General features: G+C 71.2%; 15 protein-coding genes. 5 read left to right on the top strand and 10 right to left on the bottom strand.

Going from position 1 to position 17,336, the window contains the following annotated elements:
* Positions 1–25: 25 nt before the first annotated feature.
* Positions 26–2,887, bottom strand: coding sequence for an excinuclease ABC subunit UvrA (gene uvrA, locus LCD33_RS17565; protein ID WP_224960134.1), 2,862 nt, complete (start codon positions 2,885–2,887; stop codon positions 26–28).
* Between the two features lie 461 nt (positions 2,888–3,348).
* Here uvrA and LCD33_RS17560 point away from each other — a divergent pair, with 461 nt between their 5' ends.
* The gene (locus tag LCD33_RS17560) at positions 3,349–4,119 is read left to right on the top strand and encodes a maleylpyruvate isomerase family mycothiol-dependent enzyme (RefSeq protein ID WP_224967211.1); all 771 of its coding nucleotides are present in this window, start codon (positions 3,349–3,351) and stop codon (positions 4,117–4,119) included.
* Positions 4,120–4,151: 32 nt separating this feature from the next.
* Positions 4,152–4,829, top strand: coding sequence for an MBL fold metallo-hydrolase (locus LCD33_RS17555; protein ID WP_224960130.1), 678 nt, complete (start codon positions 4,152–4,154; stop codon positions 4,827–4,829).
* Between the two features lie 74 nt (positions 4,830–4,903).
* Here the strand turns inward: LCD33_RS17555 and LCD33_RS17550 are convergent, their stop codons facing one another.
* Positions 4,904–6,322, bottom strand: coding sequence for a hypothetical protein (locus tag LCD33_RS17550; protein ID WP_224960128.1), 1,419 nt, complete (start codon positions 6,320–6,322; stop codon positions 4,904–4,906).
* A gap of 181 nt (positions 6,323–6,503) precedes the next feature.
* Between LCD33_RS17550 and LCD33_RS17545 the strand changes: the two genes are divergently transcribed.
* Together LCD33_RS17545 and LCD33_RS17540 are read left to right on the top strand one after the other, a co-directional pair.
* The gene (locus LCD33_RS17545) at positions 6,504–7,124 is read left to right on the top strand and encodes an L-threonylcarbamoyladenylate synthase (RefSeq protein WP_224960126.1); all 621 of its coding nucleotides are present in this window, start codon (positions 6,504–6,506) and stop codon (positions 7,122–7,124) included.
* A gap of 33 nt (positions 7,125–7,157) precedes the next feature.
* Positions 7,158–7,844, top strand: a complete 687-nt coding sequence (locus tag LCD33_RS17540; RefSeq protein WP_224960125.1) for a response regulator transcription factor — start codon at positions 7,158–7,160, stop codon at positions 7,842–7,844.
* A gap of 233 nt (positions 7,845–8,077) precedes the next feature.
* Here the strand turns inward: LCD33_RS17540 and LCD33_RS17535 are convergent, their stop codons facing one another.
* Entirely contained in the window at positions 8,078–8,587 is a 510-nt protein-coding gene (locus LCD33_RS17535; RefSeq protein WP_224978050.1) for a hypothetical protein, read from the bottom strand.
* A gap of 243 nt (positions 8,588–8,830) precedes the next feature.
* Between LCD33_RS17535 and LCD33_RS29430 the strand changes: the two genes are divergently transcribed.
* On the top strand, positions 8,831–10,279 hold the full coding sequence (locus LCD33_RS29430) for a HAMP domain-containing sensor histidine kinase (protein WP_224978049.1): 1,449 nt from the start codon (positions 8,831–8,833) through the stop codon (positions 10,277–10,279).
* A gap of 316 nt (positions 10,280–10,595) precedes the next feature.
* On the opposite strand, the gene LCD33_RS17525 is transcribed toward LCD33_RS29430, so the two are convergent.
* The 7 genes from LCD33_RS17525 to LCD33_RS17495 form a co-directional block, all read right to left on the bottom strand.
* Positions 10,596–11,330 (bottom strand): hypothetical protein, encoded by a 735-nt coding sequence (locus tag LCD33_RS17525; RefSeq protein ID WP_224978048.1) that lies wholly within the window; start codon positions 11,328–11,330, stop codon positions 10,596–10,598.
* A gap of 135 nt (positions 11,331–11,465) precedes the next feature.
* Entirely contained in the window at positions 11,466–12,170 is a 705-nt protein-coding gene (locus LCD33_RS17520) for a hypothetical protein (RefSeq protein ID WP_224978047.1), read from the bottom strand.
* A complete protein-coding gene (locus LCD33_RS17515) occupies positions 12,163–12,927 on the bottom strand; it encodes a hypothetical protein (RefSeq protein WP_224978046.1) in 765 nt (254 codons plus the stop codon). Before LCD33_RS17515 ends, LCD33_RS17520 begins: the two co-directional genes overlap by 8 nt.
* Positions 12,928–12,941: 14 nt before the next feature.
* Positions 12,942–14,555: a WXG100 family type VII secretion target gene (locus LCD33_RS17510; protein WP_224978045.1), complete on the bottom strand. Its 1,614-nt coding sequence runs from the start codon at positions 14,553–14,555 to the stop codon at positions 12,942–12,944.
* A gap of 136 nt (positions 14,556–14,691) precedes the next feature.
* Positions 14,692–15,498 carry an endonuclease I family protein gene (locus LCD33_RS17505; protein ID WP_374108103.1) on the bottom strand — a complete coding sequence of 269 codons (807 nt, stop codon included), beginning with the start codon at positions 15,496–15,498 and terminating at the stop codon, positions 14,692–14,694.
* 314 nt (positions 15,499–15,812) lie between these two features.
* Positions 15,813–16,754, bottom strand: coding sequence for a lipid kinase (locus LCD33_RS17500; protein WP_224962839.1), 942 nt, complete (start codon positions 16,752–16,754; stop codon positions 15,813–15,815).
* Positions 16,755–16,808: 54 nt separating this feature from the next.
* Positions 16,809–17,255 (bottom strand): VOC family protein, encoded by a 447-nt coding sequence (locus LCD33_RS17495; RefSeq protein ID WP_224978044.1) that lies wholly within the window; start codon positions 17,253–17,255, stop codon positions 16,809–16,811.
* Positions 17,256–17,336: the final 81 nt, after the last annotated feature.

Below are 17,336 nucleotides of genomic sequence, written 5' to 3'. Positions count from 1 at the left end.
TCGAGGCCGGGTGGCACGGGTCCGCTCACCCCTCCGCGAGGATCGGGGCCAGGAAGCGGCCCGTGTAGCTCTCCTCGACTTCGGCGACTTGCTCCGGAGTCCCCTGGGCGACGAGGGTGCCGCCGCCGGAACCGCCCTCGGGGCCGAGGTCGAGCAGCCAGTCGGAGGCCTTGATGACGTCCAGGTTGTGCTCGATGACGATCACCGTGTTGCCCTTGTCCACCAGGCCGTTGACCACGCCGAGCAGCTTGCGGATGTCCTCGAAGTGCAGGCCCGTCGTCGGCTCGTCGAGGATGTAGACGGTCTGGCCGGTGGAGCGCTTCTGCAGCTCGCTGGCCAGCTTCACCCGCTGCGCCTCGCCGCCGGACAGGGTCGGCGCCGGCTGGCCGAGCCGCACGTAGCCGAGCCCGACGTCCACCAGGGTGCTCAGGTAGCGGTGGATCGACTTGATCGGCTCGAAGAACTCGGCGGCCTGCTCGATCGGCAGGTCCAGCACCTCGGCGATCGACTTGCCCTTGTAGTGCACTTCCAGGGTCTCGCGGTTGTAGCGGGCGCCCTTGCACACCTCGCACGGCACGTACACGTCCGGCAGGAAGTTCATCTCGATCTTCAGCGTGCCGTCGCCCGCGCACGCCTCGCAGCGCCCGCCCTTGACGTTGAACGAGAACCGGCCCGGCTGGTAGCCGCGGACCTTCGCCTCGGTGGTCTCGGCGAACAGCTTGCGGATGCGGTCGAACACGCCGGTGTAGGTGGCCGGGTTGGACCGCGGGGTGCGGCCGATCGCGGACTGGTCGACCTGCACGAGCTTGTCCACCAGGTCCACGCCCTTGATCCGGGTGTGCCTGCCCGGCACCTGCCGCGCGCCGTTGAGCTTGTTCGCCAGCACCGAGGCGAGGATGTCGTTGACCAGCGTGGACTTCCCGGAACCGGACACGCCGGTGACCGAGACCAGGCAGCCCAGCGGGAACGACACGTCGATCTTGCGGAGGTTGTGCTCGCGGGCGCCGACCACGGTCAGCTGCCGCTTCGGGTCCCGCTTGCGCCGCGCCGCGGGCATCGGGATGGCCTTGCGCCGGGCCAGGTAGTCGCCGGTGAGGGAGGACTCGTTGTCCAGCAGCTCCTTGTACGGGCCGCTGTGCACGACCTTCCCGCCGTGCTCGCCCGCGCCAGGGCCGATGTCGACCACCCAGTCGGCGCTGCGCACGGTGTCCTCGTCGTGCTCGACGACGATGAGCGTGTTGCCCAGGTCCCGCAGCCTGCTCAGCGTCTCCAGCAGCCGGTGGTTGTCCCGCTGGTGCAGGCCGATCGACGGCTCGTCCAGCACGTACAGCACGCCGACCAGGCCGGAACCGATCTGGGTGGCCAGCCGGATGCGCTGCGCCTCACCGCCGGAGAGGGTGCCCGCCGCGCGGGACAGCGACAGGTAGTCGAGGCCCACGTCGAGCAGGAACCCGAGCCGGGCCTGCACCTCCTTGAGCACCCGGCCCGCGATCATCTCCTCGCGGTGGCCCAGCACCAGCGAGTTCAGGAACGACGCGCACTCGCGCACGCTCAGCGCGCTCACCTCGGCGATGGACAGCTCGCCGTGCGCCGGGTTCTCCATGGTGACCGCGAGGATCTCCGGCTTCAGCCGGGTCCCGTCGCACGCGGGGCACGGCACGTCCCGCATGTAGCCCTCGTACTTCTCGCGGGCGTAGTCCGACTCGGTCTGCTCCAGGCGCCGCTCCAGGAACGGGATGACGCCCTCGTAGGAGGCGTAGTACGAGCGCTGCCGCCCGTAGCGGTTCTTGTACCGCACGTGCACCTGGTCGTCGGTGCCGTGCAGCACCGCCTTCTTCACCTTGGTGGGCAACCGGTTCCACGGGGTGTCCATCCGGAACCCGACCGATTCGGACAGCGAGGTGAGCAGCCGGGTGAAGTACTCGGCGGTGTGCCCGCCGGCCCACGGCGCGATGGCGCCCTCGCCGAGGGACAGCTCCTCGTCGGGCACCACGAGCTCCGGGTCGACCTCCTTGCGGATGCCGAGACCGGCGCACTCGGTGCAGGCGCCGTACGGGGAGTTGAACGAGAACGAGCGCGGCTCCAGCTCGTCCACGCCCAGCGGGTGGCCGTTCGGGCAGGCCAGGTTCTCGGAGAACTTCCGCTCCCGCTCCGGGGAGTCCTCGTCGACGTCGACGAACTCCAGCAGCACCAGCCCGTCGGCGAGCCGCAGCGCGGTCTCCACCGAGTCGGTGAGCCGCTGCTTCGCGTTCGCCTTGACGGTGAGCCGGTCGACCACGACGGCGATGTCGTGCTTCTCCTGCTTCTTCAGCTTCGGCGGGGACTCCAGCTGGTACACCTCGCCGTCCACCCTCGCCCGGGCGTAGCCCTGCGACTGCAGCTGCTCGAAGAGGTCGACGTACTCGCCCTTGCGGCCGCGGATGACCGGCGCCAGCACCTGGAACTTGGTGCGCTCCGGCATCGCCAGCACCTGGTCGACGATCTGCTGCGGGGTCTGCTTGCTGATCGGTTCGCCGCAGGTCGGGCAGTGCGGTTTGCCCGCGCGGGCGTACAGCAGCCGCAGGTAGTCGTAGACCTCGGTGATGGTGCCCACCGTGGAGCGCGGGTTGCGGCTGGTCGACTTCTGGTCGATGGACACCGCCGGGGACAGGCCTTCGATGAAGTCCACGTCGGGCTTGTCCATCTGCCCCAGGAACTGCCGCGCGTACGCCGACAGCGACTCCACGTAGCGGCGCTGGCCCTCGGCGAAGATGGTGTCGAAGGCCAGGCTGGACTTTCCGGAGCCGGACAGACCGGTGAACACGATCAGGCTGTCGCGCGGCAGGTCGATGTCGATCCCGCGCAGGTTGTGCTCGCGGGCGCCGCGGACGACGAGGCGGTCGGCCACTGTGATCCTTTCGGAAGTTCTCGCCGGTTCGGTGGACGCGCCCGCCGGCACCGGGCCACGGCATCGGTCACCGCAGGCCCGCGGGCGACTCGGACGGGGTTCCCCACCGCATCGCCGGGTCGTCGTGCCCGTGCGGGGTGGAGCCCCTGGTCGGCCCGGCGTGATTCGGGCGCGGGCGCAGCACCGAGGGTATCGGCGCGGCCGCGCTCAGCGGTGTTCGGACGTCGCGCGGCCATGCTATGCCGCACCCCCGACAGTTCCGCGTCGCCCCTGGTCACGCCCTGCTCAGGGGTGCAACGCGCAGCGGCGCGCAGTATTCCGGGCCGCCCCTTAGCACGCCTGTGCGCGACCATACGCAAATTCCCCCGGATTGGGCACTGTCGGGGGACGCGCCTGTACCCCTACTCTCGGGTACTCCCCTGCCGTGTCCGGAGAATTTCCTGCACACATCAAGGAATCCGATGGCTGACACCGTTCTCGGCGCCGGCGGCACCCCCGTGCCCGCCGGAGCCGCGCACTCGACCGAACAGGTCACCGCCGCCCTGTCCGCGATCGAACGCAGCACGCAGCGCCTGCTCCAGGTGAGCGAGGAGCTGGACGACGCGAGCGTGCGACGGCCCAGCCTGCTGCCGGGCTGGACCCGCGCGCACGTGCTCACCCACCTGGCCCGCAACGCCGACGGGCTGCTGAACCTGCTGATCTGGGCCAGGACCGGCGCCGAGCACCCCATGTACGCCAGCCCCGCCGACCGCGACGCCGACATCCAGGAGGGTGCGGTGCGCGGGCACCGGCTGCTGGTGGAGGACGTGGTGGCCTCGCACGGCCGGTTCGCGCACGCCGTCCGCACCCTGCCCGCCTCGGCGTGGGACGCGGAGGTCGTGGGACGCGAACCGATGCCCGCCCACCACGTGCTGCGCAAGCGGCTGCTGGAGCTGTGGGTGCACCTGGTGGACCTCGACGGCGGCGTCGGCTTCGACGAGGTCCCCGAAGCGGACGCCGAGCAGCTGCTGGAGGACGTGGTGCAGCAGTTCGGCGGCAGGCCCGACGTGCCCGCGGTGACGGTGGTGGTCGACTTCGACGACGGCCGCACCCGCACCTGGGAGCTGCGCGGCACCACCTCCCCGCCCGCCCAGGTGCGCGGGCGCCCCGGCCCGATGCTCGGCTGGCTGCTCGGCCGCACCGGTCCCGAGCCGCTGGAAGGGGACGCCCCGGCGCTGCCGGTGTGGCTGTGAGGGGCGGCGCCGCCGAGCGATACGCTTCGCACGTGGAGGCATACGAGCAGTACACCGGCCATGTCGAACCCGGCGGCGCCCCCGCCAAGCGGGTCCTGGACGCGTTGACCATCACCAAGGTGTCGGTCGGCCCGATGGACAACAACGCGTACCTGCTGACCTGCCGCGGCACCGGGGACGCGCTGCTGATCGACGCGGCGAACGATTCGGAGCGGCTCGCCGACCTGCTGGGTCACGACGACGACCGGCCGCGGCTGCGCACCATCGTCACCACCCACCAGCACGGCGACCACTGGCAGGCGCTGGGCGCGGTCGCGGGCCAGACCGGCTGCTACACGCTGGCGCACCCCGCCGACGCCGGGGAACTGCCGGTGCCGCCGGACCGCCTGGTCCAGCACGGCGACGTGGTGCCGGTCGGCGACGCCGAGCTGCAGGTCATCCACCTGCGCGGGCACACGCCCGGCTCGATCGCGCTGCTGTACCGGGACCCGGCCGGGCACCCGCACCTGTTCACCGGGGACTCGCTGTTCCCCGGCGGCGTCGGCAAGACCGGCTCGCCCGCGGACTTCACCTCGCTGCTCGACGACGTGGAGAACCGGATCTTCGCCGAGCTCCCGGACGACACCTGGTTCTACCCGGGCCACGGCGACGACTCGACCCTAGGCGAGCAGCGCCCCCACCTCGCGGAGTGGCGCGAACGCGGCTGGTGAACCGACCCGCGGAGGGGGCCGCCCGGATCTCGGGACGGCCCGCTTCGCGCAGGCGCGAACGACCGATGTGTTCCTCACCGGCCACGGTCCAGGGACACCGCGAGAACCGTGCCGTCAGACCCGACGGAGACGGCGTCGCGAGCGAACTCCTCATCGGGGATGCCGTTCCGCCAACGCTCCTCGACTCCGGGTGCCGAACGCAGGTACGAACCAAGCCGCTGACCCGCGAGCTGCTCGTACAATCCGGATTCGAGGCCGCGGTGCACCACGAACCGCCCGCCATCCGGCAGTGGAAGCACCGAGCGGGTACCCATCACGTGCAGGCCGCCGCCGAGATCAAACGCCGTGGCCGCGTCGTCGCCCGAGGCCGAGCTCTGCTCGTCGAGGCCGGTGAACCCCCCGCGTGGAGGAGGCGGCCGGTACGTGGCCGCAGTCCGGCCCGCACCCGCGAACAGCAATGCCGAGGCCGCGCCGAAACGCGCGAGCGCGTGGGAGAACCACTTCTGGCTCGCCTGCGGGATTTTGAGGACCCTCGCTTCTGCAGGAAAGGACGTATCGGACTCCTCGACATCGACAGGAAGTGTCCGGTCGAACAGGGCCAGCTCGTCGACGGCGTCGTCCTGCTGTTCGGATCCCGGCCGTTCGGACGTGAACGGTTCCGGAACCTCGCCGAGTTCCTCGTTCAACTCGCGTTCCAGCTCGTCGGCGCTACCCGACCACAGCTCGTCCTCTCCCGGAGGGTCGAGCACGTGCACGGTGATGCCGGACTGCCGCAGACACGACGCGACCATGAGTGACGGCAGGCAACCGCGACCAGCGATCTCCACCGACCGGACCTGCACGCACGCCTTCGCCAGTTGATCGACCGCGAGCGACTCGTTGCCGTGATTGCCCTTGCACTCCAGGACTACGATCTTGACCGCGCCACCGTTGCGCGGGTGGCCGATCAGGAAGTAGTCCGGGCGAACTCGGACACCGCTCGCCTGGCGCACCGCCCCCACTCCGGGAATCCCCGAGCGGAGCGCGACGTCGGCATCCACTGCCTGAAAGTCCAATCCAGGATACTGCTCGCTCAGCACATGCCGAGCGACGAACAACGCCAGCCCGATACCCAGGTATTCGGATTGGGCGACCTTGTGGTGGTGCACAACGGAACTGGCCGCCGTGGCCGACAACGTCATGCGCCCGCGGTGCGGGGCGAGGGTCGCGCAGTAGCGGAGCTGCGCCCACAGCCTCGCCGCGTCAGCGAAGACCGGATCGTCGAAGAAGGTGGTCGCGACCCCGACCTCCCGCAGAACGTGGACCGGGGCGGTGGGCAGCACGTCCGGGACTGTCACCGGAACGGGCCACTTGCGGTACCGGAAGATCTGCTTCTGCTCTTTCCGCTCGAAGCGAAGCGCCGCCCGATTCACCTTGTCGACCAGTTCCCGCGATGAGACCAGAGTCAGATTCCCCGAGATGCCGAGCGCACGCATCACCGCACCGAAATCCATGAATCCCCGTCCTCCCCGATCAGATGGGACGCTACGACGGCTCGCACAACACCAACAAGATCCGCTACGGACGACCACCGATCTGGCGGCCGCTCGATCAGAGCAGTCCGATGCCCCGCCGATCCGGGTCTCATCGCGGCCCGCCCTGTCGGACGGCGGCCGGTGATCCTAGGCTCGGTGGATGGCGAGGTACTACGACGTGCACCCGGACAACCCGCAGCGCCGCACGCTCGGCCAGGCGGTCGACCTCATCCGGTCCGGCGGGGTGATCGCGTATCCCACCGACTCCTGCTTCGCCCTCGGGACCGGGCTGGACAACAAGGACGGCGTGGAGCGGATCAAGACCATCCGCAAGCTCGACGACCGGCACCACTTCACGCTGGTGTGCGAGAACTTCGCGCAGCTGGGCCAGTTCGTGCACATCGACAACTCGGTGTTCCGGGCGATCAAGGCCAGCACTCCCGGCAGCTACACCTTCATCCTCCCCGCCACCAAGGAGGTGCCGCGGCGGTTGATGCACCCGAAGAAGAAGACGGTCGGCATCCGCATCCCGCAGCACGTCACCGCGCAGGCGCTGCTGGCGCAGCTCGGCGAACCGCTGCTGTCGAGCACGCTGCTGCTGCCCGACGAGGAGGAGCCGCTCACCCAGGGCTGGGACATCAAGGAACGGCTGGACCACGAGGTGGACGCGGTGCTGGACTCCGGCGACTGCGGCACCGAACCGACCACGGTCGTCGACTTCTCCAGCGGCGAAGCGGAGGTCGTGCGGTACGGCGCGGGGGACCCCGAGCGGTTCGAGTGAACCGGCGTCCGGCGGGCTGGCATGCTGATCGGCATGCGGGTGCTCGTCGTCGAAGATGAACGTCGTGTGGCGGAGGCGCTGCGCACGGGGCTGGAAGCCGAGGGCTGGGCGGTGGACGTCACCGGCGACGGTCTCGATGCGCTGCGGCTCGCCGCCGACACCGAGTACGCGGCGATCCTGCTGGACATCATGCTGCCCGGCCTCAACGGCTACCGGGTGTGCGAGCGGCTGCGCGCGGCGGAGGACTGGACGCCGATCATCATGCTCACCGCGAAGGACGGGGAGTACGACGAGGCGGACGCGCTGGACTCGGGCGCCGACGACTACGTGACGAAGCCGTTCTCGTACGTGGTGCTGCTGGCCCGGCTGCGCAACGCGATCCGGCGCCGCGCCACGGCCCGGCCGCCGCTGCTGCGCGTCGGGGACCTGGTGCTGGACCCGGCGCGGCGCAGCTGCGCTCGCGGCGACCAGGACATCTCGTTGACCAGCAAGGAATTCGCGGTGCTGGAGCTGCTGGCGCGCGGCGGCGGGCAGGTGGTGTCCAAGCGGCGGTTGCTGGAGAGCGGCTGGGACTTCGCCGCCGATCCGGACGTGAACCTGGTCGAGGTGCACATCAGCGCGCTGCGCCGCAAGATCGACAACCCGTTCGGGCGGCGCAGCATCCGGACCGTGCGCGGCCACGGCTACCGGCTCGTGCCGGACGGCGGCGCCGAGGGCTGACCGGGCACCTCCGACGCACGGCGGGGGGGGGGGGGGGGGGGGGGGGGGGGGGGGGGGGGGGGGGGCCCCCCCCCCGCCGCGCCGCGGGGCCCCGGCGGGCGCCCGCGCCCCCCCCCCCCCCCCCCCCCCCCCGGGGGCGCGCCCCCCCCCCCCCCCCCCCCCCCCCCCCCCCCCCCCCCCGGCCCGGGACCGTCCTCCCGGGAACCGCTCCCGGCCGCGACGGCCGGCCCTGATCAGCCGATCGGGGCGACGCCCGGCGCGGGCACCGGGATGCCCGGCGCGTCCGAGGGGACACCGGGGCGGCCCGGCTCGGTCGGCAGCGGCGGGATCGTGTCGCCCGGCGCGGGCACGGTCTCGGAGGGCGGGCCGTCCGGGATGCACGGGACGGTGTCATCGGCCTGCGCGGCCGCGACTCCCTCCACCGGCGGGACACCCGGCTCACCCGACGGGATGCACTCGATCGGCGCGGGCACGCCCTCGGAAGGCGGGCCGCCCGGGATGCACGGCACGGTGTCGTCCGCCCCGCGGTCCTGGCTCGGTGCCACGCCCGGCGCACCGGACGGAACGCCCTCGACTGGGGGCACGCCCGGCTCGCCTGCGGGGATGCATTCGATGGGCTCGCCCTGCACCGGGGCGGGGACCGGTGTCGCGGAGGCCGCGAAGGCCGTGCCCGCGCCGCCGAGTCCGAGCACCAGGGCACCGGCCGCGAGGGCGGCGGCCCGAACGATTCGCGTCTGTCGCATCTGTGGAGAACTCCTCTGATCCGGTTCGCCGCGGGGTGTTCCCGCGACGAGGACCACGGTGCCCGGGCCCGCTGAAGCGGAGCTGAAGCAACCTGAAGATCGCTTCAGCTGCGGGTGTCATGCTGAGCCGCATGCGGGGCCTCATCGACCAGGACCACCGCGGCGCGCGCACGCCGCGCACCGGACGCGGACCGCGGCAGCGGCCCGCCGCGAACGGGTCGCGCACCCGGGCCGGGGGCACCCGTGCGTGACCCGCTGCGGCTGCGGCGCCTGTCGATCCGCGCCCGCACCACCCTCACCGCCACCGGCATCGTCGCGCTGGCCACGGTCGCCATCGGGTTGTCGCTCATCGGCTACCTGCACGGCAGGCTCACCGAGGAGCTCGACGCCGCGCTGAACGAGCAGCTGAGCACCGCGCGGGAGGCCGTGCTGGCCGGGGTGGAGCTCCCGGTGCGCACCGACGACGTCACCGTGCGGGCGATACCGGCGGGCGCCGAATCGGCCCTCCCGATCCCGGAACCCGGCCAGGCGCCCGCCCCCGGGCCGCCGATGAGCGCGCTCGACCCGGCCGACCCGGAACCCGGCGAACCGGTGAGCCCGCAGGACGACCCGCGGCCCCGGCCCGTGGAACCGCTGGACCCACCCGCGACAGGAGTCCGGTCGGACCTGCCCGGCGACATCTCGCACTCCGGCGAGGAACCGATCGCGCCGCTGCGCACCGCGCAGGCCACTGTGGACACACCCGCCGGTGCCCAGACGCTGATCGCCAGCGCCTCCACCCGATCCGTGCAGCGCGCCACCGAGGCGGCCACGACCGGGCTGCTGTTCGGGATGCCGGTGCTGCTGGCCGTCGTCGCCGCGCTGACCTGGTTCAGCACCCGCCGAGCGCTGCGCCCGGTGGAGGCGATCCGGCACGAGTTCACCCGGCTGTCCGCGCACGACCTGCGCGGACGCATGCCGGTTCCGGCGAGCGGCGACGAGATCGCGCGGCTGGCGCTCACCCTCAACGACACCCTGGACCGGCTGGACGACTCGGTGCGCAGGCAGCGGCAGTTCGTCGCCGACGCCTCCCACGAACTACGCAGCCCGCTGGCCGCCCTGCGCACCCCGCTGGAAGTGGCACAAGCCCACCCGCAACGGGCCGACTGGCCCAGCATCGCCGAAGGCACCCTCGACGACCTGGACCGCCTGGAGCGGCTCACCTCCGACCTGCTGGCACTGGCCCGCATCGACGGCATGCCGCACACCCCCGGCGAAGCACTGGACCTCGGCTCGCTCACCGCCGACACCCTGGAACGCAGGCCCCCGACCCACCTGCACCGGCACGCCGAGATCGAACCGGGCGTCGTCGTCGACGGCCACCCCACCCACCTGTCACGGCTGATCACCAACCTGCTCGACAACGCCGAAACCCACGCCGAGCAGCGGCTGTCGCTGAGCCTGCGCGTCGAGAACGGGCAGGCGCGGCTCGACGTCCTCGACGACGGCCCCGGCGTGCCCGCCGAATCCCGCGAGCACGTCTTCGAACGCTTCGCCCGCCTCGACACCGCCCGCGCCCGCGAACGCGGCGGCGCGGGACTCGGCCTGGCCCTCGCCCGCGAGATCGCCCACCTGCACGACGGCACCCTCGCCATCACCGACTCCGACCGAGGAGCCCGCTTCACCGCGACGTTCCCGCTGGCGGACGCCTGACCTCAGCGCCCGGCGAACTTCCCGGCGTCGGCCTCCGCGTCGTAGTGGCGGGTGTACGGGAGTGGACGTCCCGGCCGGGGCATCGACAAAGGCTCACGTGAGCCGGGTCATCGCCCGCTCATTCACCCCGCCGGGGACCAGAGGTGATCGGCGATCATCCGAGACCATCCACATAGGACTTCGTCACGTCCGGCCACCGGCTCGTGCGGAGCACCCCACCAACGACGTGGGACAGCGTCGGCGACGTCGAGATCAGGAACTCCCCGTCGCGGCCCGCATCGTTCGACACCAGGGCAGGAGCGCGGGCAGCCGGGCCTCACCCCCGAGCGCCCCGCAAGTACGCCCGCATCGACTCGGCCATCAGGGCGGCGCCGGACGGCAGGTGACCTTCCAGCGCGAATCCGGAACCGTCCCGCAACACCAGCGCGCACTGCGTCGGCCGGTGCTCCGGCCCGACGACCCGGCAGTCCGCGATCTCCGCTCGCTCCAACGTGAACCACGGTGCCACCGGATCGCACTTCAGCTGCTCACCCGGTTCATTGGCACCGAACTCCTCCGGCAACGTTCCGACCAGCGCCCGGCCGACATCACCCCATCCGTGCCCGAGCTGACGCCACCCACCAGGACCGGTATCCACTGCCGCACGCCGGGGCCCCACCAAGACCCCGAACCGATCAGGGGTCAACACCCACAGCACATCCCCCACCGAATGGCCCTCCGGCGGATCCGTCCGCACCAGCGCGGCCGCTCGGCACTCCCGCCCGGACCCGAACACCGTCAACCCCTGCACCGGTCTCCGGGTACCGCTGCCGCCATCGTCGCCGCCGCCGAAGATCCCGGTCAGCACGCCCGCGGCCACGGCGTCCCCGACCTTGCCGGCCGCGCTCCCGAACCTCCTGCCCAACCCGGGCTTCGGCAGGCCGTACTCATCGCAGCCATCGACCCGGAAAGCCGTGCCACGCGTCCACAACGCCCACACGACCGGCTCCCCCGGCTCGCACCACCACCGGCGAGCCGACAACGACGCGCCGAGCGCCTCGGACACCGACATCGAATTCCTCCCTCAGAGCACACGTCTCGTCGGAGTGACGAGCCGTTGCTCGCCGAGCGGGCACCTCACCGATACCCCACCGGGCGCCGCTGTTCGGATCTCGCCTGAAACATGTCGTTCGACCAGCACTACCGATCAGCGGACGGTGGGGAACTTGACGGAGTAGCCCTCGGCTCCGCCGTTGCGGATGAACAGGCAGGAGCCGTCGGTGAAGTCGACGCGCAGGAACGGGGCCCGCGGGATGCTGCGGCCCAGCGGGGCCCAGCTCATCGCCCCGATCCGGGACAGCGGCACCTCGAAGTGCGACACCGCCGCCTTCGCGTCCTTGCGAGAAGCGAGACCCTCCGCGGCCTTCTGCACCTGCGCCGCCGCCGACCGAGCTCGGCCGAGCCACCCCTTGCCCTCCGACTCCGCCGGACGCTCGGCGATCTTGTCCTGCTCCACCACCACCGCGAGCCGCGCCGAGCTCAGCGCCACGAACGCAACCCCCGGCATCACCGCGAGATGATCGGCGAACCGCGCCGCGTCCAGCCCTGGTTCCGCGGCGAACGCCCACCACACCACGGACGGGTCGTCGGCCCACTCGTCATCTCGGTAACCGCCCGTCGACACCAACTCGCTCGGCAGCGGCCACGACGGAGAATCCACAGTGGACGGGGTGACCTCGGACAGCGGCTCGTGGGGCAACCGGGTCCGCCCCGACACCACCGAACCCGCATAACCCTGCTCCGGCAGCAACACCCACACCAGCGACTCGCCCTCGCCGAGCCACTCCTCCGCCAGCTTCGCCTGCCACTTCTCCCGCAACAGCTGCTGGTCCAACGGCGACAAGTCAGCCACGAGCACCCCGCACGAACCCCTGCACCCCTTCGGCCATCAACCGCGCGCCCTCCGGCGAACGCGCGTTCAACGCGAAACCCGAACCGTCCTGCAACGTCAACACGCAATGCGCGGTGTTCCCCTGCACCACCGGCCGGCAATCGGCGAACTCCGGGCCGGTGAAGCTCAACCACTCCACCATCCGCTCCGGATCGATCCGCTCACCCGGCGCGTTCCGGCCAAACTTCTCCGGCTCGGTACCAGCGAGGATCCGCCCCATCCCGCTCAACGTCTCACCCCACTCCCGCAATGCGCCTGGCTCCTCCCGCTCCACCGGAGCAGGACGTCCCACCGGGATCAGGACCGCGAACCGGCGCGGCGTCAACACCCACACCTGCTCGATCGCCGAAGCGTCAGGCGGGCGCTCCGAATTGTGCAGCTGAACGGCACGGCATTCCGGCGATCCGCCGAGAATCGTCAGGTCGTCGACCCTCTTCGTCTCGTTCTGGCGCACTCCCGCGTCATCTCCGCCACCGAACACCGCCGTGCCCAGCACGGTCGCCGCTGACAACCCCGCTTTGCCGACGGCACGGCCCGCCGACGACGCAAACGACCGCCGCTTCCGCTCTTCGGGGGGCAGGGGGCGTCCGTACTCGTTGCAGCCTTCGACCCGGAACGTCCGGCTCGTTACCTGGAACGCCCATACGATCGGTTCATCCGCCGCACACCACCACCGCCGCGCCACCAACGCGGCTCCGGCCTTACCTGAGACGGACATCGGTTTCGCACTCCTCAGATGGTGAAGCCCCGCTCGGTCGCCGCATCGCGGTCTTCCTCGCTCGACGGGTTCTGCGCCTTGTCATATCCGTACTTCACACCTTGCTCGACGCCTTCCTGAGCCACTGCTTGGGTGCCTTGGTGCAGAACCGCGTCCTGCCAACGGTGCTCGCCGCTCAGCCCCACCGCACCGAGCCCCGTCTGAGCGAGATTAGCGGCGAGAGCCTGCTCACCCGTCGCCGACTCCAGATCACCGCTCATCGATACCTGCCGGGAGAAGCGATTGCCCGTCGTAGAAGCGATGTTGGCTCGTGCATCGGCCGCGCGGTCGAGCGCGGCGGTGAGATCTTCGTGCGCGCCCGGGCGCCCTTCGGACACGGCCTGCCGGGCCTCGTCAACGGCATTCTCGGCTTGCCGCAAAGGTTTGGTGTCGCCTCGCGTCACGATCTTGGCCAGCGGATGCGAGTCGATCTGCCGAGCCAGCCATTGCTCACGCTTGTTCCCCTCGCGGAGATCGTTCATCTTCTCGACGACCTTGCGGAGTTTGCCGCTGCGGAGCTTTTGGAGGAGTTCTTCCAGCTTGGTGATCAGGGGCTTCAGCTTGTGGAGGAGTTCGGCGGCCTTGGTGCCGAGGCGGGTGCCGGTGATGGCGACCTGGGAGGCGGTGAGCCCGGAGGCAGCGGCGACGGAGGCGCCCGCGGTGATCCAGGAGGCGGCGAGCGCCGCGATCCACTCGATGATGAGGCCCATCACGAGTTCCTGGAGGATGTCGACGATCATCTCGACGCACATGTCGAAGATGTCGGCGGCGAAGTTCAGGACCTGGGCGACGCCGCGGATCTCTTCGGCGAACGCGGTCGTGCCGCCGGTGAACTCCTCCATCTGCTTGCGGAACGCGTCCCCGGCCCGGCCTTCCCACACGGGCCGGGTGGCGGCGGCGCGCTGCTGCTCCTGCTCGCCGAGGCCGTCGACCCAGTCGGCGACCTGCTCCCAGCCCTTCCCGGTGCTGCGCATCTGGTCCGGGTCGCCGATCAGCGGTTCGATGACCCACTCCACCAGCGGGCTGATCACCAGGGAGATGAGGAATCCGAGCCCGTTGTCCGCGAACGCCTTGCCCGGGCTGAGCGCCATGTCCAGCTGCTCCATGCGGGCGTTGACGGTGGCGATGGCGATGTCCGGCGGGTTGTCCGCGCGCGCCAGGTCGTTGCTGGTGGAGACCGCGGACGAGCCGTACTCGGCGGTCCGCCCCAGGTAGCTGCGGCCGGGCCCGCCGGCGCCGTTGACCTCGCCGAGCGAGGCGGGTCCACCGCCGGAGACCCGCATCCCGCTGAGGTCGATCTTGCCCAGGTCGTCGGCCTGGGTCTGGTCCATGTCCTGGTAGTCCTTGGCGCAGTCCTGCACGGCCTGCGAGATGTGCCCCATGAACCCGCCGGCCTGGGTGGCGAGGTCGCGGCACTCCTCCAGCGAGCTGAAGTAGTGCATGGCCAGCAGCTCGCCGATCGGGCCGAAGCAGTCGTCGCTGACCCGAGCCTGCTCCAGCACCGCGGACAGCTGGTCCAAGTGCTGCGACACGCCCTGGGAGCCTTGGCTGTGCGCCGACAGCGCCTCCGGTGCGACGTTCAAGGTCACGGTCGTCCCCCCAGGACTCGAAGCGGTGCACCCACCACCGATCAGTGGTGGCGATACTACTGCGACGATCTCGAGCCCAGGTCCGTTCCCACCGATCCGGCCGGAGGCGGCGCGCGGCCACCTCCGGCGCTCGGGATCAGCCCCAGATGTCGGCCGCCCACTCCGGGTGGTCGATGAACGGGTTCCGGTTGTGCTGGAACTGGTCGAAGATGACCTGGTTGCGGTTCTTCTCGAAGTCGTCCGGCGGGTCCTGGGCGTTCCACTCCAGCAGCACCGACTGGCGGCCCATCGCGGGCGCGCTGCCGTTGTCCACCTGGTCGTTGAGCTCCAGGTCGGGGGCGCCGTCGTCGCCTTCGTAGCGCACCGCCATGTACATGATCATGCGGGCGACGTCGCCCTTGACCTCGTCGCGGGGCTCGAAGGAGTCGTCGTCGGTGAAGTTGCCCTCGGCCTCGTCGACCGGGCTGCCGCCCATGTCGAAGTCCTTGTTGCCGCGCGCCGAGTTGACCGAGACGTCGGTCGGGCGCAGGTGGTGCACGTCGGTGCCCGGCCCGGGCGAGGTGCCGAAGTCGCCGTGCGACTTCGCCCAGGTGTGCTCCCGGTTCCACTGGTCGGCGCCGCCGCCGTTGGTGTCCTTGCCCTGCGAGCGGCCCGAGTACAGCAGGATCACGTTGTCCGGGTTCGCCGGGTCCTGGTCGGTGACCTTCAGCGCGTCCCACACCTCGTCGTAGGTGAGCTGGTCGGCGCTGCTGATGATGTCGTTGAGGGCGGCCTTCAGCTCCGGGCCGGTCTTGCCCAGCGCCGGTTCGTAGTAGGAGTCGTGGGGCGCCACCGGGCGGTCGGTGCCGCCCAGGTCGGCGGGCGCGGCGGAAGCGGGCAGCGGCAGCGCCACGGCCAGCGGCAGCACACCTGCCAGCGCGAAGCGTGTCCAGCGGGTCTTCAGCACGAGCGCGGTCCTCTCCCGGAAAGAGCGGCGCCGTTCGCACGTCGATGAATTCGCGAGGGCGCCGCAGAACACGGTCAAGGCCGAATTCTGGCACGCGGATCAGCACCGCCGAGTGCAGCATTCAGCGCAATCACTTGTCCGCCGAATGACCCAACAGGGCCGAGAGGTCCAGCTCAGACCAGGGGAAACGGGAAAACCGTTCAATTTCGCCGACGAGAATTCAGGAAACGGCTTCCGGCGCGCGAACCGTTCGCACCGGAATTCCGCGAAATACGGAAACGGCGCTGATCGAGAAATGCGGGACCGCGGTTTCAGCCGCCGTCGGTCCACGTCGGCGGAGCCACCACGTGCAGCGCGTTGCGCGCCACCGAGAACCGCTGCGGGGTGTTCGCCACCAGCTCGCCGTCCACGTTGATCGGCAGCTCCTCGTCGGTGTTCACCACGACCGAGCCGGTCCGCACGTGCGTCACCAGCGAGCTGTCCGTCGTGCTGCCGGTGCGCAGCTCCCGCGCCATCGACAGCAGCCGCAGCGGGCTGCCGTTGTGCAGCACCGACACGTCCAGCATGGCGTCGTCGATGCCCGCGTCGGCCGCCGCCAGCTGCCCGCCGCCGAAGTACCGGCCGTTGGCCACCGAGATCTGCAGCAGGTCGGTGAGCTCCATCGTGGCGTGGTCGCCGTCCGGGAACTCCAGGGTCGCCGCGAACGGCCGGTGCCTGCGCAGCGCCCGCGCCGTCGCCACCGGGTAGGCCAGCGGGCCGACCCGCCGCTTCAGCACCGGCGACATGTGCTGGGCGACCGCCGCTCCCAGGCCCGCCGAGGCCCGGTTGACGTAGAAGTTCCCGCCGCAACGCCCCAGGTCCACGTCCACCACGTGCCCGCGCGCGATGGTCCGGCAGGCGCCGTCGAGGTCCGCCGGGATGTGCATGGTGCGGGCGAAGTCGTTGGCCGTGCCCAGCGGCAGCAGGCCCATCGGCACCTCGCGGTGTGCCAGCACGTCCACCACCGAGCTCACCGTGCCGTCACCGCCGCCGAGCACGACCAGGTCGTGCCCGTCCTCGACGGCGCCCTCCACGACCTCCACCAGCCGGGAGGCGTCCCGCAGCGGGTGCACCGCGTGCAGCGGCACGTCCAGCGCGCGCAGCAGGTCCTCGGCGTGCGAGCAGGCGCGCGCCCCGGACCGCGATTGCGCGTTGACGATCAGGGCAGCCTTGGTGACGTGGCCGTCGTAGCGGATGGTTCCTCCTCCGGTCACTCGAAGGCTACCGGCGTCTCGAACACGCCCGACCGTCGCCGCAGGTGAGGACGCTCACGCCGGCTGGATCAGCTCCACGGTGGTCCCGTCCGCGTCTCGCATGTAGGCGAAGCGCGTCCCGGCGCGCGGTCCCCCGGCCATCGTCTGCGGCAGGCCCGCGGGTTCCCAGCCCGACTCGGCCGCCGCCGCGAGCAGCGCGTCGATGTCATCGACCTGCAGCGCGAGGTGCTGCGCACCCACGTCGCACGGGCGTGAGCGCACGCGGACGCGGTCCGCCGGGGCGTTGTACTGCAGCAGCTCGATGCGGTGGCCGGGGACGACGACCACCGCCATGTCGATGTCCGCGCCGGGCACGCCGGTGACCTGCGCGGCGAACTCGCCGGTGAGGTGCCCGCGGCGGGCCAGCTCGAAGCCGAGCACGCCGCACCAGAACTCCAGCGAGCGGTCCAGGTCGGCGACGGTGATGCCGGTGTGGTCGGCGGCGGTGACGTGAAAGGTCATGGCCCCATGCTGCGACGGCCCGGCCACCCGCGGGGTGCGGGGCCGGGCCGTCGAGCGGGTGCGGCGGGGATTCCCTTGCAC

The sequence above is a fragment of the Saccharopolyspora sp. 7B genome (assembly GCF_020177435.1).
Classification (GTDB): Bacteria; Actinomycetota; Actinomycetes; order Mycobacteriales; family Pseudonocardiaceae; genus Saccharopolyspora_C; species Saccharopolyspora_C gregorii.
Note: the sequence above shows the minus strand (reverse complement) of the source record. Positions and strands in the feature narration are given on the sequence as shown.